The 17,273-nt window shown below is 47.6% G+C and carries 16 protein-coding genes; 15 read left to right on the top strand and 1 reads right to left on the bottom strand.

Annotated elements, in window-relative coordinates:
• Positions 1–13: 13 nt before the first annotated feature.
• From mraY to C3Y98_RS10895, 15 genes are all read left to right on the top strand, one after another.
• Complete coding sequence (mraY, locus tag C3Y98_RS10965; protein ID WP_135278633.1) at positions 14–1,117, top strand: phospho-N-acetylmuramoyl-pentapeptide-transferase; 1,104 nt, start codon at positions 14–16, stop codon at positions 1,115–1,117.
• A 15-nt stretch (positions 1,118–1,132) separates the two neighbouring features.
• A complete protein-coding gene (gene murD / locus C3Y98_RS10960; RefSeq protein ID WP_135278632.1) occupies positions 1,133–2,491 on the top strand; it encodes a UDP-N-acetylmuramoyl-L-alanine--D-glutamate ligase in 1,359 nt (452 codons plus the stop codon).
• Positions 2,488–3,651, top strand: coding sequence for a putative lipid II flippase FtsW (gene ftsW / locus C3Y98_RS10955; protein ID WP_135278631.1), 1,164 nt, complete (start codon positions 2,488–2,490; stop codon positions 3,649–3,651). The genes murD and ftsW overlap by 4 nt, the downstream gene beginning before the upstream one ends.
• A complete protein-coding gene (gene murG / locus C3Y98_RS10950) occupies positions 3,648–4,739 on the top strand; it encodes an undecaprenyldiphospho-muramoylpentapeptide beta-N-acetylglucosaminyltransferase (protein ID WP_135278630.1) in 1,092 nt (363 codons plus the stop codon). Before ftsW ends, murG begins: the two co-directional genes overlap by 4 nt.
• Positions 4,736–6,178, top strand: coding sequence for a UDP-N-acetylmuramate--L-alanine ligase (gene murC / locus C3Y98_RS10945; RefSeq protein ID WP_135278629.1), 1,443 nt, complete (start codon positions 4,736–4,738; stop codon positions 6,176–6,178). Before murG ends, murC begins: the two co-directional genes overlap by 4 nt.
• Positions 6,175–7,065 carry a UDP-N-acetylmuramate dehydrogenase gene (murB, locus tag C3Y98_RS10940; RefSeq protein ID WP_135278628.1) on the top strand — a complete coding sequence of 297 codons (891 nt, stop codon included), beginning with the start codon at positions 6,175–6,177 and terminating at the stop codon, positions 7,063–7,065. Before murC ends, murB begins: the two co-directional genes overlap by 4 nt.
• Positions 7,065–7,970 (top strand): D-alanine--D-alanine ligase, encoded by a 906-nt coding sequence (locus C3Y98_RS10935; RefSeq protein ID WP_135278627.1) that lies wholly within the window; start codon positions 7,065–7,067, stop codon positions 7,968–7,970. The genes murB and C3Y98_RS10935 overlap by 1 nt, the downstream gene beginning before the upstream one ends.
• Complete coding sequence (locus C3Y98_RS10930) at positions 7,960–8,772, top strand: cell division protein FtsQ/DivIB (RefSeq protein ID WP_135278626.1); 813 nt, start codon at positions 7,960–7,962, stop codon at positions 8,770–8,772. The genes C3Y98_RS10935 and C3Y98_RS10930 overlap by 11 nt, the downstream gene beginning before the upstream one ends.
• A 19-nt stretch (positions 8,773–8,791) precedes the next feature.
• A complete protein-coding gene (ftsA, locus tag C3Y98_RS10925; protein ID WP_135278625.1) occupies positions 8,792–10,030 on the top strand; it encodes a cell division protein FtsA in 1,239 nt (412 codons plus the stop codon).
• Between the two features lie 88 nt (positions 10,031–10,118).
• Positions 10,119–11,297: a cell division protein FtsZ gene (ftsZ, locus tag C3Y98_RS10920; protein ID WP_015832935.1), complete on the top strand. Its 1,179-nt coding sequence runs from the start codon at positions 10,119–10,121 to the stop codon at positions 11,295–11,297.
• Between the two features lie 162 nt (positions 11,298–11,459).
• Entirely contained in the window at positions 11,460–12,389 is a 930-nt protein-coding gene (lpxC, locus tag C3Y98_RS10915; protein ID WP_135278624.1) for a UDP-3-O-acyl-N-acetylglucosamine deacetylase, read from the top strand.
• Between the two features lie 64 nt (positions 12,390–12,453).
• The gene (locus tag C3Y98_RS10910; protein ID WP_135278623.1) at positions 12,454–12,636 is read left to right on the top strand and encodes a hypothetical protein; all 183 of its coding nucleotides are present in this window, start codon (positions 12,454–12,456) and stop codon (positions 12,634–12,636) included.
• A complete protein-coding gene (locus C3Y98_RS10905; RefSeq protein WP_135278622.1) occupies positions 12,629–14,647 on the top strand; it encodes a lytic transglycosylase domain-containing protein in 2,019 nt (672 codons plus the stop codon). Before C3Y98_RS10910 ends, C3Y98_RS10905 begins: the two co-directional genes overlap by 8 nt.
• Positions 14,648–14,791: 144 nt before the next feature.
• On the top strand, positions 14,792–15,739 hold the full coding sequence (locus tag C3Y98_RS10900; RefSeq protein ID WP_135278621.1) for a complex I NDUFA9 subunit family protein: 948 nt from the start codon (positions 14,792–14,794) through the stop codon (positions 15,737–15,739).
• A 13-nt stretch (positions 15,740–15,752) separates the two neighbouring features.
• The gene (locus C3Y98_RS10895; RefSeq protein ID WP_135278672.1) at positions 15,753–16,961 is read left to right on the top strand and encodes a multifunctional CCA addition/repair protein; all 1,209 of its coding nucleotides are present in this window, start codon (positions 15,753–15,755) and stop codon (positions 16,959–16,961) included.
• A gap of 84 nt (positions 16,962–17,045) precedes the next feature.
• Here C3Y98_RS10895 and C3Y98_RS10890 read toward each other — a convergent pair whose 3' ends face one another.
• A complete protein-coding gene (locus C3Y98_RS10890; protein WP_015832929.1) occupies positions 17,046–17,267 on the bottom strand; it encodes a DUF2788 domain-containing protein in 222 nt (73 codons plus the stop codon).
• Positions 17,268–17,273: the final 6 nt, after the last annotated feature.

Raw genomic sequence — 17,273 nt, 5'->3', positions numbered from 1 at the left:
TGGGAGAAAGAAAATGTTACTCGAACTAGCGCAATGGTTAGCACATGATATCCGCGGGTTTAATGTATTTAATTACATTACCTTGCGTGCTGTTTTGGCCACGCTTACTGCATTAGTGATTTCATTGATGGTAGGGCCAACTTTAATTCGTAAATTAACCCAATATAAAGTGGGTCAAGCCGTGCGCGATGATGGTCCGCAAACCCATTTGATTAAAGCAGGCACTCCAACCATGGGAGGGGCCTTAATCTTAGTATCGATCGCAATTTCCACCCTGCTCTGGGCTGACTTGAGTAATCGATTCGTTTGGGTGGTGCTATTTACTACCCTAGGTTTTGGTGTCATTGGCTGGGTGGACGACTGGCGCAAGGTGGTACATCGCAACCCTAAAGGCCTGTCTGCTAAAGAAAAGTATTTCTGGCAGTCAGTGGTTGGTTTAAGTGTGGCTGTGTTCTTACAGCAAACGGCCGCAACGCCAGCGGAAACGACATTGCTGATTCCATTCTTTAAGAATTTGGTCATTCCACTGAGTGGCTTGGCATTTATTGTGCTGACTTATCTGGTGGTGGTTGGCAGTAGCAACGCCGTTAATCTAACTGATGGTTTAGATGGCTTAGCGATTATGCCAACGGTGATGGTAGCAGGTGCTCTGGCTATTTTTGCGTATGTGACTGGTCACTTGTACTTCTCAAGATACTTAAGTATTGCCTACGTGCCAGGTGCGGGTGAGCTGACTGTATTCTGTGCTGCCATGGTGGGCGCAGGCTTAGGCTTCCTTTGGTTTAATGCCTATCCGGCTGAAGTGTTTATGGGTGACGTTGGTGCGCTGGCACTAGGTGCGGCTTTAGGGATTGTTGCAGTGGTGGTGCGTCAGGAAGTGATCTTATTCATTATGGGTGGCGTATTTGTGATGGAAACCTTGTCGGTAGCGGCGCAGGTGACTTACTTTAAATATACCAAATATAAAACCGGTACTGGTAAACGCATATTTTTGATGGCACCGCTGCATCACCATTACGAACAAAAAGGCTGGAAAGAAACACAGGTAGTGGTGCGTTTTTGGATTATCAGCATGATGCTGGTATTGATTGGCTTGGCTAGTCTGAAAATTAGGTAATTAGTGAACTTAAACATGCAAATCGCGTTAAAAGACAAAAAAGTATTAGTGCTAGGCTTGGGTGACACCGGCTTATCAGCATTGCGCTGGCTACATAGCCAAGGCGCACGTTTGTCTGTGGCTGATACTCGTGACATGCCGCCGGGGCTGGATGCATTAAAAGCTGAACTACCTGACGTGGTGGTGTATACCGGTGCGTTGAAACCAACTGTCTTTGATGGTGTGGATTTAGCTGTGATTAGCCCAGGTGTGCCGTTGAGTGAGCCTGAAATTCAAGCAGCAATACAACGCGGTGTGCCGGTAGTGGGGGATGTAGAGTTATTTGCACAATATCGTCCAGCTAGTGCCAAACTGATTGCGATTACCGGTGCCAACGGTAAAACCACAGTCACCACACTGGTGGGCGAGATGTGCAAAGCGGCGGGATTAAAAACTATCGTAGCTGGCAATATTGGCTTACCTGTACTTGATACCTTAAGTATGGAAACTCCGGATGTTTACGTGCTGGAGCTTTCTAGCTTTCAGTTAGAAACCACTCATAGTCTGTTAGCAGATGCAGCCACCATGTTGAATCTGTCAGAAGACCATATGGATAGATACGACAGCATGCAAAGCTATGCTGTGGCCAAAGCGCATATTTTTTACCATGCAAAATTGCAGGTGCTCAATCGTGACGATGCATGGAGCATGATGATGTCACGCGCTAAGTTGGCACAAGTGACATTTGGTCTGGACGACGCTGTTGCTGAGCAAGACTATGGTATTAAGCAAGTGGATGGCGAGGCGTGGCTGAGCTGCGGTACGCATGACCTAATGAATATCCGCGATTTGAAAATTGCCGGTTTACACAATGCCAGCAATGCATTGGCGGCTATTGCATTATGCCGTGGCATAGGTTTGGACTTTGCACCGATTATTCAGACTTTATACAACTTTAAAGGCTTGCCACACCGTGTGGAGTGGGTTGCCAATATTGATGACGTTGATTATTACGATGACTCAAAAGGCACTAACGTAGGTGCAACTTGTGCGGCTTTATCTGGCTTATCACAAAAAGTAGTGCTGATTGCCGGTGGTGATGGCAAGGGGCAGGACTTCTCTCCGCTGAAAGAAGCTGTTAGTACCAACGCGCGCGCGGTGGTCCTGATTGGCCGTGATGCACAGTTGATTGAAGCAGAGCTCTTATCCACCGATGTGCCTATGTACCATGCCGCAGACTTACCAGAGGCTGTGACGATTGCAAGAAAGCTCGCGCAAGTGGGCGATGCCGTACTGCTATCTCCAGCCTGCGCCAGTTTTGACATGTTTAAAAACTATGTACACCGTGCCGAAGTGTTTGTAGCGGCGGTGAAGCGTATGGAGCATGCCGCATGATAACTGCCATGTTGAATCGTGATCGCATCAACTCACCAAGCTACGATCAGAGCTTGCTGTGGGTGACCCTCATTTTGCTAGGGATTGGCTTGGTCATGGTGTATTCAGCATCGATTGCGATTGCCGAGTCAGATAAAGCGCTCGGTTATAACAGCAGCTATTACTTGGTGCGTCAGGCCATATTTTTAATCGTGAGCTTAACCGCCGGTTTCGTTGCTTTTAACGTGCCGATGGCTTGGTGGCAAAAAATGGCGCCTTACTTATTTTTATTGGGGTTGGCATTGTTAGTGCTGGTACTCATCCCGGGCATTGGTAAGGTGGTAGGGGGTAGCCGCCGCTGGTTGTCTTTGTTTGTGATTAACTTGCAGCCATCTGAGTTTATGAAGTTATTTGCTGCCATGTACGTGGCAGATTACACCGTGCGTAAAGCTGCGGTAATGGATAGTTTCACCAAAGGCTTTATGCCTATGTTGTTTGTGATGCTGCTGGTGGGTGGCTTGCTATTGAATGAGCCGGATTTTGGTGCGTTTGCTGTGATTGCGGCAATCTCAATTTCTATCCTGTGGCTGGGCGGAATCAATGCGCGAATCTTTGGTGGTTTGATTGTGCTGCTGGTGGTTGGCTTTGTGTTCCTGATCTGGAGCTCGCCATATCGCCTAGAGCGCGTCATCGGGTTTATGGACCCTTGGGCAGACCCGTATGGTAAAGGCTATCAGTTATCACATGCGTTGATTGCATTTGGCCGTGGAGAATGGTTTGGCGTGGGCTTGGGTGGCAGCGTAGAGAAGTTGCTGTATTTGCCAGAAGCACATACGGACTTTTTATTAGCGGTAGTGGCAGAGGAGCTTGGTTTTGTTGGCGTACTCACTGTGATTGGCCTATTTATGTGGATATTGATTCGCGCATTTGGGATAGCAAAAGAGGCAATAGAGAATGAGCGTTACTTCTCAGCGCTATTAGCACAAGGCTTGGGTGTATGGATTGGTGTGCAAAGTATTATCAACATGGGCGTGAACATGGGCTTGCTGCCAACCAAAGGGTTGACGCTGCCTTTGATGTCATTTGGTGGTAGCGGCATTTTAGCTAACTGCATCGCACTTGCCATATTGCTGCGCATTGATTTTGAAAATCGTCGATTGCAAAAAGGGTTGCCAGCATGAATAAACCAGCGCGCAAAACTTTAATGGTGATGGCCGGGGGTACAGGCGGGCATGTTTACCCAGCCATGGCCGTGGCTGACGCTTTGCAAAATGCAGGTTGGCATATTGTCTGGTTGTGCACTGAAGGCGGCATGGAAAACAAGCTGATTGCGGGCAAAGCTTACGATAAAGCGATGATTACGATGCAAGGCGTGCGTGGTAAAGGTTTATTGGGTTGGTTGTTATTGCCTGTGAAGTTAATCACGGCGTTCACACAAAGTTTAAAAGCGCTCAATCAATTTAAGCCAGATGTGGTTTTAGGCATGGGTGGTTTTGCTGCATTCCCTGGTGGTTTGATGGCGCGCTTGCAAGGTCGGCCACTGGTCATTCATGAGCAAAACTCCGTTGCTGGTTTAACCAATAAGGTATTGGCAAAAGTGGCTACAAGGGTTTTAGCGGCATTCCCTGCGGCATTTGGCGCTAAGGCGGATTTATTGGGTAATCCGGTGCGTGCGGATATTTCAAATATTGCACAGCCAGAACAGCGCTTTGCAGATAGAAGCGGTGCACTGCGTTTATTGATTGTTGGCGGTAGCTTAGGCGCGCAAGCATTGAACGAAGTGATTCCGCAGGCCTTGGCCAAGTTGCCAGCGGCACAGCGTCCGCAGGTAGTGCATCAAGCGGGTGTGAAGCATATTGAAGATTTAAAACGTCATTATGCGCAAGCAGGAGTAGTGGCAGATGCGCGTGCTTATATTGAAAACATGGCAGAGATGTACGCATGGGCAGATTTTGTGATTTGCCGCTCAGGCGCACTCACTGTGGCGGAGATTTCTACTGCGGGCTTGGGCTCTATGATGGTGCCGTTCCCATTTGCGGTGGATGACCATCAGACTGGCAACGCTCAATATTTGGCAGATGCAGGCGCCACAATTTTGGTGCAACAAAAAGAATTGAGTGTAGATAAATTGGCAAAAATTTTAAATGAGTTAAGTCGTGAGCAGTGTCTGGAGATGGCAAGAAAAGCACGCGTATTAGGCAAGCCAGAGGCCACTGCTAATGTTGCAAAAGTTTGCGTACAAATGGCAGAGCAAGGAGTCGCGAAATGAAACATAAAGTAAAAAATGTACATTTTGTAGGCATAGGCGGCTCAGGTATGAGCGGCATTGCTGAAGTGCTGATTAACCTGGACTTTAACGTCAGTGGTTCAGACCTGGCTGTAAACGCAACCACCAAGCGTTTGGCTGCTTTTGGCGCCACCGTGTATCAAGGCCACGAAGCTGAAAACGTGAAAGATGCAGATGTGGTCGTGGTGTCTTCAGCAGTCAACGAGGCGAATCCTGAGGTTAAAGCCGCACGCGAGAAAAAGATACCAGTGGTGCCACGTGCTTTGATGCTGGCTGAACTAATGCGCTTTAAACAGGGCATAGCCGTAGCCGGCACGCACGGTAAAACTACGACAACGAGTTTAATCGCCAGCATTTTGGCTGAGGCAGGCATGGACCCAACGTTTGTGATTGGCGGTAAATTAGAGGCAGCCAATGCTAATGCTAAATTAGGTACAGGCGAGTATATCGTTGCTGAGGCTGATGAATCAGATGCGTCATTTTTACACCTGACACCAGTGATGGCAGTGGTCACCAATATTGACCAAGACCATATGGACACCTATGAACACAGCTTTGAAAAACTCAAAAGTGCATTTGTAGAGTTCTTACAGCAATTGCCGTTTTGGGGTATGGCGGTGGTGTGTGTGGATGATGCCAATATTCGCGAAATATTGCCGCGCGTGACTAAACCTGTGATGACGTATGGCCTGAGTGAAGATGCACGTATCCGCGCTAAGAACGTGCGCGCCGATGATGGCAAGATGCATTTCACGGTACAGCGCATTAATGGAGTGACTACAGAGTTTGATGTGACCTTGAACTTGCCAGGTAATCACTACGTATTAAACGCGCTAGCTGCGATTGCAATTGCCAGTGAGTTGAACGTACCGGATGCAGCCATTATTAAGGCGCTTAAAGAGTTTAAAGGGGTGGGCAGACGCTTTGAGCGTTATGGTGAAGTACCAGCCATGCCACGCAACGAAACCAGCAGCGGTACGTTTACGCTGATTGATGACTACGGACATCATCCGGTAGAGATGCAAGCTGTGATAGCAGCTGCGCGCGGTGCTTTCCCAAATCGACGTTTGGTGATGGCATTCCAGCCACATCGCTATACGCGTACTAGAGATTGCTTTGAAGACTTTGTGCGTGTGCTATCAAGCGCGGATGTGGTATTGCTGACGGAAGTTTACTCGGCAGGTGAAGCGCCGATTGTGGCAGCGGATACACGCTCGCTTATCCGCGCGATTCGCGTTGCAGGTAAGGTGGAACCGTTATTTGTAGAAACAACAGATGAGTTGCCACAGGCAATTCTAGATATTGCACGTGCGGATGACGTGGTGATTGTAATGGGCGCGGGTTCTATTGGCCAAGTGGCTTTAAAAACCAAAGAGTTGCCATTGACTAAAGCGCAATCACAAGGGGTTGCCGCAGCATGACCCAACTGAAAGGAAAATTGCTCTTAAACGAACCCATGGCGCGCTATACCAGCTGGCGTGTGGGTGGTCGTGCGGATCAATTTTACATTCCAGAAAGTTTGGAAGATCTAAGTGTGTTTTTACAAGGCTTAGATGCCGCTGAGCCTACTTATTTTATTGGGCTTGGCTCAAACCTCTTGGTGCGTGATGGTGGCATACGCGGCACGGTGGTGTTGATGCATAACGTATTAACCGCGCTGCAAATGGATGGCGATGCCGTCTATGCCGAAGCCGGTGTGACTTGTGCCAAGTTGGCAAGATTCTGCGCAAAAGAAGCTAAGCAGGGTGCCGAGTTTTTTGCGGGGATTCCTGGCACGTTGGGCGGTGCACTGGCGATGAACGCAGGATGCTATGGCAGCGAAACCTGGAATGTAGTGCAGCGTGTGACCACGATTAATAAACGCGGAGAACTGAATACACGTGATGCTGCCGCATTTATCCCAAGTTATCGGCATATTGATATGCCTGTTGCCGATGAATGGTTTATAGCGGCATGGTTGAACTTGGCGCCAGGTGATGCGCAGGAGTCAGCGCAGAAAATTAAGACATTGCTGGCAAAACGTTTAGCCGCTCAGCCATTGAATCAACCGAGTGCTGGTTCTACTTTCAGGAATCCGCCGGGAGATTTTGCAGCTAGGCTGATAGAGGCAAGTGGCTTAAAAGGCTACATTATCGGCGGGGCGCAAGTGTCAGAAAAGCATGCCAATTTCATTGTGAATATTGGCGGCGCAAATGCGCTGGATATTGAACTGCTGATTCAGCATATGCGCGAAACAGTATTGGAAAAACAAGGCGTAGCACTGCAACAGGAAGTGAAAGTGCTGGGCGAATTAGAGGTAAGAGAATAATGCAGGACTTTGGAAAAGTAGCAGTGTTGTTAGGTGGTAAGTCTGGCGAACGTGAAGTTTCGCTGAAAAGCGGCACGGCTGTGCTTGCCGCATTGCAAAGACAAGGGGTTGATGCGCATGCGTTTGACCCAGCAACAAGACCATTACACGATTTAGAGTCATTTGATTTAGCCATGATTTCATTGCATGGGCGCTTTGGTGAAGATGGCGCAATGCAAGGGGCTTTAGAATTGCTGGGTATTCCATATACCGGCAGTGGCGTGATGGCATCTGCGATTGGTATGGATAAATGGCGCACCAAAATGATGTGGTCAGCAGCCGGGGTGAGCACCCCAGCATTTGAAGTGGTGACTGCAGATTCAGATTTTGATGCGATTGAGAAAAAACTGGGTTTACCTTTGTTTGTAAAACCAGCTAACGAAGGCTCCAGTATCGGTATCAGTAAAGTGAAGCAAGCTGGTGGGTTGAAAGCGGCTTATGAGCTAGCCGCAAAATCTGATCCACTGGTAATTGCAGAACAGTTTGTAGGCGGTGGCGAATATACCGTGGGTATTTTGGGTGACCAAGCGTTACCGATTGTACGCATCGTGCCTAAGAATGAGTTTTATGACTTTGAAGCCAAGTATTTGCGTGATGACACCGAGTACAGATGTCCTTGCGGTTTAAGCGCAGAAAAAGAAGCACAGATACAGCAAGAGGCTTTACTGGCATTTAATACCATTGGTTGCCAAGGCTGGGGGCGTGTCGACTTCTTAATGGATGAGGCAGGCAATCACTACTTTTTAGAAGTCAATACCAGCCCAGGCATGACAGATCATAGTTTGGTACCGATGGCTGCAAAGGCGGCTGGTATCAGTTTTGATGACTTAGTAGTCAGAGTTTTGAGATTAGCGCATGTGGGATAAGCCTGCATTACTTAACTGGGTAGCAAATCTACTGTACGCGATTAGTATGGTAGTGATGTTATACGCAGTGGTATATGTGGTGGTGCATCTGCCGATTTTCCCATTGCGCGAAGTTAAGGTGGATGGCGAGTTGCACCATGTAAGCCGCGAACAGGTAAAGCTGATTGTGGCTAAGCATTTGAAAGGTAACTTTTTCACGCTGGATTTAATTAATGCGCGTGATGCGTTTGAAAAATTGCCTTGGGCGCGCAGTGTGAGTGTACGCCGCCGCTGGCCAGATAGACTGGAAGTGGTGATTGAAGAGCATCAGGCGCTGGCGCGCTGGGGTAGTACTGCATTGGTGAATAAGCAGGGGGAGTTGTTTCATGCGGCTTCAGGTAGTGATTTACCTGTGTTTTACGGCCCAGATAATGGCGTGATTGAAGTGGCATCACAATATGACTCTTTAAATAAAGTGCTACGAAGCGCTCATTTAGAGGTGGCAACCTTGGCGTTAACCCCTAGGCGTGCCTGGCAGGTGACAACCACTAACGGCATCGTGCTGGAACTGGGCAGAGTGGAAATGCAAGTGAGGTTAGAAAAGTTTGCCAATATATATAGCAGTACTTTGGTTGGGCTGAATAAGAAAATTACTTATGTGGATTTACGCTACCCAAGTGGTTTTGCGGTGCGTAGACCGACAGCGGTGGTAAACCCAGAAAAAGAAAAAGTCGCTAGCGTAGATAGTGCTAAGGCTAAGCAAGGCGATACCAAGGCGATTAAAAGCGAAGTAGTGAAAAAACGTACGGGAACCGTGACCTAATTCACGGAAGGGATGAAGAATGAGCAGAATTAAAGAAGATAAGAATTTAATTGTAGGCTTGGATATCGGCACATCTAAAATTGTGGCGATTGTTGCCGAGTTGCAGCCAGAGGGCACGCTGAAAGTGATCGGTTTAGGTCAGCACGTGTCCCGTGGCCTGAAAAAAGGCGTGGTGGTAAATATTGAATCTACCATGCAATCAATTCAGCGCGCATTAGAAGAAGCCGAGCTGATGGCTGATTGCAAAATCAATAACGTCTATACCGGTATTGCTGGCAGCCATATCAAGAGCCTTAACTCACACGGCATGGTCAAAATTAAAGATGCTGAAGTCTCACAAATGGATGTGGACCGTGTGATTGAGACTGCCCGCGCTATTGCATTGCCGGCGGATCAACAGATTCTGCACATCCTTACTCAAGAGTTCATTATCGACGGCCAAGAGGACGTACGCGAGCCGCTGGGCATGAGCGGCATGAAGCTAGAAGTGAAAGTGCATATCGTGACTGGTGCAGTTGCTGCTGCGCAGAATATTGTGAAGTGCATTAAACGCTGCGGCATTGAAGTGAGTGATCTGATTTTGCAGCCTTTGGCTTCAAGCCTAGCTGTGCTGACCGAAGATGAAAAAGAATTAGGCGTGTGCTTGGTGGATATCGGCGGCGGTACTACAGATATCGCGGTATTCAAACAAGGTGCAATTCGTCATACCGCAGTGGTGCCTATCGCTGGCGACCAAATGACGAACGATGTAGCGGTTGCTTTCCGCACCCCTACGCAATCGGCAGAAGATATCAAGATTAAACACGGTTGTGCATTGCGTCAGCTAGCTGACCCGCGTGAAGTGGTGGAGGTGCCGGGGGTAGATGGCAGAGACCCACGTCAGTTATCGGTACAGACCCTAGCTGAGGTTTTAGAGCCTCGCGTAGTAGAGCTGTATGAGTTGGTATTAAACGAATTACGTCGCAGCGGTATGGAAGACATGATTGCATCAGGCATCGTCATCACTGGTGGTTCAGCCATGATGCGCGGCATGGTGGAGTTGGGTGAGGAAATCTTCCATATGCCAGTGCGCTTAGGCATGCCGCGCTATGTTGGTGGTTTATCAGAAGTGGTAAGTAATCCACGTTATGCAACAGGTGTGGGGCTAGTGTTAATGGGTAAGCAGCAATTGGAGCGCCATTTAACCGGCCAGATGGAATCAAGCTCATTCGGACGCATTTTGGAAAGAATGAAAAGCTGGTTCCAAGGTAATTTTTAAAAGGTAAGTTGTAGTAAGTGTTTAGCAGTGAAAAGTAGTAAGGCAGAAGTAACAGTTAAAGTAAACGCTAAAAAGAGGAGGCAATAAAATGTTTGAGATTATGGAAAAAAATTCCCAAGAAGCCGTGATTAAGGTGATTGGTGTTGGTGGTTGCGGCGGCAACGCAGTTGCACACATGATTGAAAAAAATGTGGGCGGCGTTGAATTTATTTGCGCTAATACTGATATGCAAGCGTTGAAAAAGAGCCAAGCCAAAACAGTATTGCAAATTGGTGAGGCAATGACCCGCGGTTTGGGCGCAGGCGCCAAACCCGAAGTTGGCCGTGAAGCTGCGTTAGAAGACCGCGATGCAATCGCAGAGCTGATTGATGGCGCTGATATGTTGTTTATCACTGCCGGTATGGGTGGCGGTACTGGTACCGGTGCTGCACCGGTGATTGCACAAATCGCTAAAGAAATGGGCATCTTAACGGTAGCCGTCGTTACTAAGCCATTTTCATTCGAAGGTAAGCGCACTAAAGTTGCATCTGATGGTCTAGATGAATTATCAAAGTATGTGGATTCACTCATTGTGATTCCTAATGAAAAATTGATGGAAGTATTGGGCGAAGATGTACCATTCCTAGAGGCTTTCAGAGCTGCTAATGATGTATTGCACAATGCAGTATCTGGCATTGCTGAAATCATCAATTGTGCAGGTATGGTAAACGTAGACTTTGCTGACGTACGCACCGTGATGTCTGAAATGGGTATGGCCATGATGGGTTCTGCACTAGCAACTGGCCCAGACCGTGCACGCATCGCAGCTGAACAAGCAGTAGCAAGCCCATTGCTTGAAGATGTCAACTTAGCGAATGCGCGTGGCGTTTTAGTGAATATTACAACATCAACTGCTTTCAAAATGAAAGAGTACTACGATGTGATGAATACGATTAAAGAGTTCACCGCGGAAGATGCAACAGTCATCGTTGGTAACGTGTTTGATGACAGCATGGGTGATGGTCTACGTGTAACGATGGTGGCAACTGGCTTGACTGGTGCACAACGCCGTCAACAAAAACCAGAGTTACGTGTAATGCCACAACAAGTGGTACGTGATGGTACGACTAACCAACCGATTTTTGTTGGTAATGCCAATATCGCCACCGATGATGAAGCACCGGCAGTATTTGGTTCAAACAGCCGCCGTGCGCAAGTGGAAGCGATGAAAATGTCAGGGGTTGAAGAATATGACATCCCAGCATTTTTACGTAAACAAGCTGACTAATTGACATTGCGCTAAGGGTCGGTGTAGATAAGGCAATGTAGCCAGCGAAAAGCTGTCGCCGTGAATTATGTTATTATTTAGTTGATTCATAAGGCAAATAGTTAAGTATTGATGGTGGCTCGTGCGCTGCACAGAAACTTAGAGAATGGAAATAGATTAGGCATGTTAAAGCAACGTACACTTAAAAAAGCGATAAGCGCCACAGGCGTCGGGTTGCACAATGGCGAAAAGGTTACTCTTACCCTCCGCCCAGCTGCACCTGATACTGGTATTGTTTTCAAACGGGTTGATCTGCCTCAGCCCAATGAAATCGTGGCTACTCCAGGCGTAGTACATGACACAAGAATGTGCTCTGCGCTGGAGGCTAATGGCGCGCGCGTTGCTACTGTTGAGCATGTGATGTCTGCACTTGCAGGTTTGGGTGTAGACAATGTGTATGTAGAGGTTGATGCTTCTGAAATTCCAATTATGGATGGAAGCTCAGGTCCTTTTGTATTTTTGTTGCAGGAAGCGGGTATTGTTGAGCAAGCTGCTGCCAAGAAATTCATACGGATTACAAAAACAGTCGAAGTAAAAGAGGGTGATAAGTGGGTGCGATTTGAGCCATACCATGGCTTCAAGATTGATTTCACTATTGATTTTAACCACCCGGTATTTGAACACTCAGGTAATAACGTCAAAATTGATTTCGCTGCAGATTCTTATATCAAAGAAATTAGTCGTGCGCGTACTTTTGGCTTTATGCATGAAGTTGAGTATTTGCGCTCCAATGGCTTGGCGCGTGGCGGTAGCTTGGATAATGCGATCGTGCTGGATGAGTATCGCGTCTTAAATGCGGATGGTCTGCGTTATGACGATGAGTTCGTTAAACATAAAGTGCTAGATGCAATTGGCGACTTGTATATGTTGGGTCATCCAATCTTGGGGGCCTTTTATGCTTACAAATCAGGACATTCATTGAATAACCAGCTGTTGCGTGCACTGATGCAGGATACCACAGCGTGGGAATACACTACCTTTGAAAAGCAGGAAGATGCACCAGCTACTTTTTTGTCGCAGCCAGCCCAGTTGCTCGCTAAGCCTGTGTATTAAGTTAAAGCAAAAATAATTGGTGACATAGTCAACCAAGTTTAGTCATGATGCAGAGGAGGCGTATATGTTAATGATTCGCCTGATATTCGTTTTATTAGTGATTACCGCGATGGTGTTGCTAGGCCTGTACTTGTTATCAAGCGATAAAAAGTATCTACATTATTTCAAACAAACCATTAAATATACTTTCTTTTTGGCCTTAGTCACGGCCGTCCTTTTTGTGTTGCGTCGTATCCTCTATGTTTAGCCTACTCGAAAAATTATCCCTAGTCGCTATGCCTAAGCAGCTCAGTAAGCTGTGCTTAGGCGCGTTACTGCTGTCTGGCCAAGCTGCTGCCATGTCAGATCAGGCATTGTTCGAGCATGCGCGTGAGGCTTATGCTAAAAAGAATGAGTTGGTGTTGGCCGAGGATGTGAGCCAACTCAATAGCCAGCAATACATCTTGGCCCCATATGCCGCTTATTGGTTAATGTTGCTTCGGCTAGACCAAGCGGACAACGCCGAGGTGCAGGCTTTTATTACACAATATGCCGATATGGCCTTTGTAGACCGCTTACGGGGTGAGTGGCTTAAAAAGCTGGGTAAGAAACAAGACTGGGTATTGTTCTTTGAGCATTATCCAAATTTCAAACGCACTGATATTGCGGTGGAATGTTACGCGCTATATGGCAAACACCAGTTTGATCATCAGGAAGTATCCGCACAGGTTAAGAAAATATGGATGAGTTCTGCTGACTTGCCAAGTAGCTGCACCCCATTATTTGATGCGATGCAGGAAGCAGGCACGCTGAGTGCTAATGATATCTGGGCTAGACTGCGCATCGCCTTGCAGGATGGCAAACTTAGCGTCGCCAAGAGCATCATTGCACGTTTGCCTAATTTTGATAAAAGCAATCTGGAGTTACTCGCGGTGGCAGAGCAAACGCCAAAACTTTTGCTCACCAGCAAAACCGTGAACATCAAAATGAATAATAAAAAGGCCACATTAAAAACACCGGCTTTTAAAACACGTGATGATATAGAGGTGAATCTATACGCGCTAGATCGATTGGCGCGCACCAATATATTAGATGCGATTGTGGTAAATCAGGCATTGCAGGAACGATGGTCTGCACAGGATGCGGCTTTTGCATGGGGACGTATTGCCTATCACGCAGCACGCACGCATCACCCTCAGGCGCTTGAGTTTTATGCCAAAGCCAATGAAACGCCATTAGATAAAGAGCAGCTGGCATGGATGGCACGCGCTGCAATGCGCGCTCAAAACTGGGATATGTTGTTAGACGCGATTGCTAAAATGAACCCAGAGCAACAGCAAGAGGGCGCATGGCGTTATTGGAAAGGACGCGCGTTCAAAGAGAAATCTATGGTGGTGGATGCTAATAAAATATTAGGCCCATTGTCTACCGAGCGTCACTATTATGGCTGGCTTGCACTGGAGGAGTTAGGCAGTGTGATGAATAGCCCGCAGCAGCAATACACGCCAATAGAGCAAGAAGTGATGGCAATTGCCAGCCAGCCTGGCATTAAGCGTGCGTTAGAGTTACAAAAGCAGGACATGCGCTGGGAGGCTAAAGCAGAATGGGTGTGGGTAACGCGCGACTTTGATGATAAGCAGTTACTGGCTGCCGCAGAGTATGCCCAGCGCCAGAAATGGTACGATGTTGCAATTAGTACCGCGGATAATACCAAGCAGCTGCATGATTTTAACTTGCGCTATCCTATCCCCTATCGTGATTTATTCCGTGCTGCAGCTGTTAACGAGAACGTAGATGAGGCATGGATTTATGGCTTAACCCGTCAGGAAAGCCGTTTTATGCACTATGCTAAATCAGGCGTGGGCGCATCTGGCTTAATGCAGCTGATGCCAGCTACTGCTAAATGGGCAGCGCAGCGCATGGGCTTAAGTGACTACAGCCAAGAGATGATTCATGACCTTAAGTTTAATGTTGGTATTGGTACCTACTACATGCGCTATACCCTAGAGGCGATGAATGGGCAGGCGGTGATGGCAACTGCCGCATACAATGCAGGCCCTAGCCGTGCGCGGCGCTGGGCGGCAGATGAGCCGATGGAGGCTGCTATTTATATTGAGACTATCCCATACGGTGAAACCAGAAGTTATGTGCAAAAGGTGATGGCAAACGCGCAGATTTATGCACCTAAGCTTGGTTACCCAGTGCAGACCTTAAAAGCCAGAATGGGGACGATTCCAGGACGCACAAAACCAGAGGTGATATTGGCGGATGTTGAATAATGTTGATTGATGAGTAAGGCTTGTCTCATCATTAGTTAAACATTGCCTTTGCGACGCTTGTCAGATGCCAAGTTTGCCAAATAATGAGTATAGTAGACGGTTGGTGATATTTTTAAAGTGAATACGTAAGTTAGAAGGATAGTCATGCAGTTAAACAAGATATGTGTGTTGGGCGGTTCAGGATTTGTCGGTAGCGCTATTGTGGCTAAGCTGGATGCAGCTGGGTACGAGGTAACCGTATTGACGCGCAGAAGAGAGACTGCCAAGCATTTATTTTTGTTGCCCAATGTGAGTGTGGTTGAGTGTGATGTGCTGGATTATCACGCTTTGAATGCCGTACTCAGAGGCACTGATGCGGTGATTAACTTGATTGGTATTTTGCATCAGAGCCATCGTTCAGGCTTTAATGCGATTCATCACCAGTTGCCAGCGCAGCTCGCCAAGATTTGTGTTGATTTGGGTATCAAACGCCTGATTCAGATGAGTAGTTTACGGGCAGGTGAGCATGCACCAAGCCAATATTTGCGCTCAAAAGCAGCTGGTGAAGCGGCATTAAAGGCACTGCAAGACAAAATTAATATCACCATCTTTAAGCCGTCTATCATTTTCGGGCGCGGTGATAAATTTACCAATCTTTTCGCCACGCTGATTAAACTGTTGCCAGTGGTAGTGTTAGCTAAACCTAATGCTAAGTTTCAACCAATCTGGGTGGAAGATGTAGCGAGCTGCTTTGTGAATAGTCTGGAGAATACGGATACTTATGGTCAGACCTATGAGCTGGCTGGGCCTCAAGTATATACCTTCCGTGAGCTATTGCAGCAAATCATGCAAGCCTTGTCGATTCAACGTCCGATTATTGGCTTGAATAATACACTTTCCTATGTACAGGCGTTAACCATGGAGTTCTTGCCGGTTAAGTTAATGTCACGTGACAATATTAAGTCCATGGAGGTTGATAGCGTTAGCCAGCAGCCGCTACCTGCTGTGTTAGCGGTAGAGCCTAGCGCATTAGAGGCTGTGTTGCCAGAGTACTTGGTGGACCGTAACGCGCGTGGCGCCTATGATCGCTTCCGTAGCTCAGCGGCACGCTAACTTAGGCGGCGTCATGCAAACCTATATCGTTGGTGGCGCAGTGCGTGATGAGCTGCTGGGCTATGCGATTAAAGATAAAGATTATGTGGTTGTTGGTAGCACGCCGGAGCAAATGGTCGCAGCTGGTTTTAGGCCGGTAGGTAAAGACTTTCCCGTGTTTTTGCATCCAGCCACGCAGGCAGAATACGCGCTGGCACGCACCGAACGTAAAACTGCTAAAGGTTACAAGGGTTTTGCGGTATACGCATCACCAGAAGTCACACTGGAGCAAGATTTAGCCAGACGTGACTTAACCATCAATGCCATTGCCAAAAGTGAGTCAGGCGAGCTGTTCGACCCGTTTAATGGTGTTGCCGATATACAATCCAAAACACTGCGTCACGTTAGTGATGCATTTGCGGAGGATCCTGTGCGCATTCTCCGTATTGCCCGCTTTTCAGCGCGCTTTACAGATTTTCATGTGGCGCCGGAAACACTAAGCCTGATGCAGCAAATGGTCGAAGCGGGTGAGGTGGATGCGCTAGTTGCCGAGCGTGTATGGCAAGAGCTGGCTAAGGGGGTAATGGAGTCTCAGCCGTCGCGTATGTTTACAGTGTTGCGTGCATGTGGTGCCTTAAATAGACTTATGCCGGAGTTAGATAGGCTATGGGGGGTGCCGCAGCCGCCGCAATATCACCCCGAGGTCGATACCGGAGTGCATGTGATGATGGTGGTAGATTACGCCGCTCAGCAAAACTTTACTTTGCCCGTGCGTTTTGCCGCATTAATGCACGATCTTGGTAAAGGCACTACACCTAAAGAGATTTTACCCAGACATATCGGCCACGAAGAGCGTGGCGTGCATTTGGTGAAAGATCTATGCAAACGATTGCGTGTGCCGAATGATTGTAAAGAGCTTGCGTTAATCGTCACTAAGTTCCACGGTAAGCTATACCAATCATTAGACATGCGCCCCAGTACCTTGCTGGAATTTTTAACCCAGCTAGATGCAATCAGGCAGCCGGCAAGGTTTAAAGAGTTTTTACTGGCGTGCGAGGCTGATTCGCGTGGCAGAACCGGCTTCGAACAGTGCCCCACGCCAGCGGCAGATTTAATGCTTAAGGTATTGGATGCCGCGCTGAGTGTTGATGCGGGTGCTGTTGCTAGCGCCCACACCGAGGTGGAAAAAATTAAAGCTGCGATTTTTGAGGCAAGAGTTAGCGCAATTAAGCGTGTACTTTAGTGTTCGCTCGTGCCGTGCACCGTTGTGAAGGTTTATCTGGTGTGATACTAACTACACAATTGTTGTTTGCTGTAGTAGCGCGATTTAAATGCCTAACGAGTTCTGAATAAAGTATTTAGCTATATAGCCTACCAACCCAAAGGTCAGCCCTAGAAATAATACAAATGCGCCAAACTTTCCGGCTTTTGATTCCCAAGCCAGGTGTCCCACAATAAATAGCATTAGCAGCATTAAGCCGCCAACGCCAAATGTCATACCAAATTCGGTGATTTGTGCTTCAGTGAAGCCAAAAATTGTACCTTCCAACGTGAT

The organism is Methylotenera oryzisoli (assembly GCF_004661485.1).
GTDB lineage: Bacteria > Pseudomonadota > Gammaproteobacteria > Burkholderiales > Methylophilaceae > Methylotenera > Methylotenera oryzisoli.
The sequence above is the reverse complement of the archived record's forward strand: the minus strand, read 5'-3'. Positions and strand labels throughout refer to the sequence as shown.

What these genes read in the sequence shown, in the direction of transcription:
- mraY (WP_135278633.1), top strand. Translation starts at nt 14, where the DNA reads ATGTTACTCGAACTAGCGCAATGGTTAGCACATGATATCCGCGGGTTT.
- murD (WP_135278632.1), top strand. Translation starts at nt 1,133, where the DNA reads ATGCAAATCGCGTTAAAAGACAAAAAAGTATTAGTGCTAGGCTTGGGT.
- ftsW (WP_135278631.1), top strand. Translation starts at nt 2,488, where the DNA reads ATGATAACTGCCATGTTGAATCGTGATCGCATCAACTCACCAAGCTAC.
- murG (WP_135278630.1), top strand. Translation starts at nt 3,648, where the DNA reads ATGAATAAACCAGCGCGCAAAACTTTAATGGTGATGGCCGGGGGTACA.
- murC (WP_135278629.1), top strand. Translation starts at nt 4,736, where the DNA reads ATGAAACATAAAGTAAAAAATGTACATTTTGTAGGCATAGGCGGCTCA.
- murB (WP_135278628.1), top strand. Translation starts at nt 6,175, where the DNA reads ATGACCCAACTGAAAGGAAAATTGCTCTTAAACGAACCCATGGCGCGC.
- C3Y98_RS10935 (WP_135278627.1), top strand. Translation starts at nt 7,065, where the DNA reads ATGCAGGACTTTGGAAAAGTAGCAGTGTTGTTAGGTGGTAAGTCTGGC.
- C3Y98_RS10930 (WP_135278626.1), top strand. Translation starts at nt 7,960, where the DNA reads ATGTGGGATAAGCCTGCATTACTTAACTGGGTAGCAAATCTACTGTAC.
- ftsA (WP_135278625.1), top strand. Translation starts at nt 8,792, where the DNA reads ATGAGCAGAATTAAAGAAGATAAGAATTTAATTGTAGGCTTGGATATC.
- ftsZ (WP_015832935.1), top strand. Translation starts at nt 10,119, where the DNA reads ATGTTTGAGATTATGGAAAAAAATTCCCAAGAAGCCGTGATTAAGGTG.
- lpxC (WP_135278624.1), top strand. Translation starts at nt 11,460, where the DNA reads ATGTTAAAGCAACGTACACTTAAAAAAGCGATAAGCGCCACAGGCGTC.
- C3Y98_RS10910 (WP_135278623.1), top strand. Translation starts at nt 12,454, where the DNA reads ATGTTAATGATTCGCCTGATATTCGTTTTATTAGTGATTACCGCGATG.
- C3Y98_RS10905 (WP_135278622.1), top strand. Translation starts at nt 12,629, where the DNA reads ATGTTTAGCCTACTCGAAAAATTATCCCTAGTCGCTATGCCTAAGCAG.
- C3Y98_RS10900 (WP_135278621.1), top strand. Translation starts at nt 14,792, where the DNA reads ATGCAGTTAAACAAGATATGTGTGTTGGGCGGTTCAGGATTTGTCGGT.
- C3Y98_RS10895 (WP_135278672.1), top strand. Translation starts at nt 15,753, where the DNA reads ATGCAAACCTATATCGTTGGTGGCGCAGTGCGTGATGAGCTGCTGGGC.